We start from the raw sequence: 2198 nt of genomic DNA on the forward strand, positions 1-2198 counted from the left end.
AGCACGTACAGCAGACCGTCGCCGTCGACCGGGTTGCCCTGGTCGTCGGCCATCAGCACGCGGTCGCCGTCGCCGTCGAAGGCAATGCCCAGGTGCGCGCCATGCTCGCGCACGTTGGCGGCGAGGTTGTCGATGTGCATCGAGCCGACGCCGGCGTTGATGTTGAGCCCGTCCGGCGCGGCGCCGATCGCGATCACCTCCGCGCCCAGTTCGCGGAACAGCAGCGGCGCGATGTGGTAGGTCGCGCCGTGCGCGCAGTCCAGCACCAGCTTCAGTCCGCGCAGGTCGAAGCCGCGCGGCACGCTCGCCTTGCAGAACTCGATGTAGCGGCCGATCGCCTCGCGCGCGCGCATCGCCTTGCCCAGCCGCTCGGACTCGACCGTGGCGAACGGCGCGTCCAGCGCGGCCTCGATCGCCTGCTCGGTGGCGTCATCGAGCTTCTCGCCGTGGGCGGAGAAGAACTTGATGCCGTTGTCGTAGTGCGGATTGTGCGAGGCGCTGATGACGATGCCGGCGTCGGCACCGAGAGTGCGCGTGAGGAACGCCACCGCCGGAGTCGGCATCGGCCCGAGCAACTGCACGTTGGCGCCTGCCGCGACCAGCCCGGCCTCCAGCGCCGACTCGAACATGTAGCCGGAGATGCGCGTGTCCTTGCCGATCACCACGGTCGGCCGCGCGGTGCCGCCGGCGACCAGCACGCGGCCCAGCGCATTGCCCAGGCGCATCACGAAATCGGCGGAAATCGCCCCCTGCCCGACCCGGCCGCGGATGCCGTCGGTGCCGAAGTATTTGCGTTGGCTCATGCGCTGGGGAATCGGGAATGGAGAATCGGGAATCGGGAACAGCCGGAGACGTCCAGGGATCGCGACAAGCATGGGCTTGCCGCGCGATGCGACGCACGCGCGACACCACGATTCCCCATTCCCGATTCCCGATTCCCGGCCCTCATGCCGCCTCGCTCTTCGCCGGGGCCGGCTGCCGCATCATCAGCGCCAGCAGCTCGGACAGGCGGTCGCGCAGTTCGCGGCGGTCGCAGATCTGGTCGATGGCGCCGTGCTCGAGCAGGAACTCCGAACGCTGGAAGCCTTCCGGCAGGGTCTCGCGCACGGTCTGCTCGATCACGCGCGGGCCGGCGAAGCCGATCAGCGCGTACGGCTCGGCGATGTTGATGTCGCCGAGCATGGCGAAGCTGGCCGACACGCCGCCGGTGGTGGGATGGGTCAGCACCGATACGTACGGCAGGCCGGCCTCGCGCAAGCGGCCGAGCGCGGCCGAGGTCTTGGCCATCTGCATCAGCGAGAACAGGCCTTCCTGCATGCGCGCGCCGCCGCTGGCGGAGAAGCACACGAACGGTGCGCCGATCTTCAGCGCGGTCTCCGCGGCCAGGGCGAAGCGCTCGCCGACCACCGAGCCCATCGAGCCGCCCATGAAGGCGAAATCGAACGAAGCCGCGACCAGCGGCTGGCCCTTGAGCAGGCCCTGCATCGCCACCAGCGCGTCGTATTCGCCGGTGCTCTTCTGCGAGGCCTTGATGCGCTCGCCGTACTTCTTCTGGTCCTTGAACTTGAGCGCGTCGGTCGGACCCAGGCGCGCACCGATCTCGGTCGGCGCGGTGTCGGCGTCGAACAGCGCGGCCAGGCGCGCGCGCGCGCGGATCGCCATGTGGTGGCCGCACTTCGGGCACACCTCCAGGTTCTCCTCCAGTTCCGGCCGGTACAGCACGGCGCTGCAGTTGGGACATTTCTCCCACAAGCCTTCGGGAACGCTGCGCTTCTTGCTGGGCGTGCTGTCGGTGCGGATGCCCGAAGGCATCAATTTGCTGAGCCAACTCATGCGATGTGACGATCCATTGGGCGGCCGCGAGAGCCGCAGAGGGGCGACAGTCTAACTCGGTCCCCCGGTGGCCTGCAGACGGTGGCGAATGGAGCGGCCGGGCCGGCCGGTAGCGGCGCGGCCGCCGCCAGGACGCCTGCTGCGGCCGCGCAACGCGGGACGTGCGGTAGCGTCGCCGCCATCCCGCATCGTCGACACGCAAGCGGGGGCCAGCGACGGCGCGTGCGGTCCGACCAACGATGCATGTACCGCATGCTCCGCACGCACCACATTTGCGGCATTGCGGCAAAACGCGAACGCCCGCGCGCGGCGGGCGTTCGCGACGGACCAGGCGGGGCTCAGCCCGCGTCCAGCGCCTGCCGCAA

At 69.8% G+C, this 2198-nt stretch carries 1 protein-coding gene and 1 pseudogene; both read right to left on the reverse strand.

Annotated elements, in window-relative coordinates; translation table 11 throughout:
* Positions 1–803 (reverse strand): annotated as a pseudogene (gene glmM / locus D183_RS0115490) (phosphoglucosamine mutase); the annotation flags it as partial.
* A 142-nt stretch (positions 804–945) separates the two neighbouring features.
* A complete protein-coding gene (gene accD, locus D183_RS0115495) occupies positions 946–1833 on the reverse strand; it encodes an acetyl-CoA carboxylase, carboxyltransferase subunit beta (RefSeq protein WP_017909810.1) in 888 nt (295 codons plus the stop codon).
* Positions 1834–2198: the final 365 nt, after the last annotated feature.

Origin of the sequence: Xanthomonas sp. SHU 199, assembly GCF_000364665.1 — a bacterium.
In the GTDB taxonomy this organism is placed as follows: Bacteria; Pseudomonadota; Gammaproteobacteria; order Xanthomonadales; family Xanthomonadaceae; genus Xanthomonas_A; species Xanthomonas_A sontii.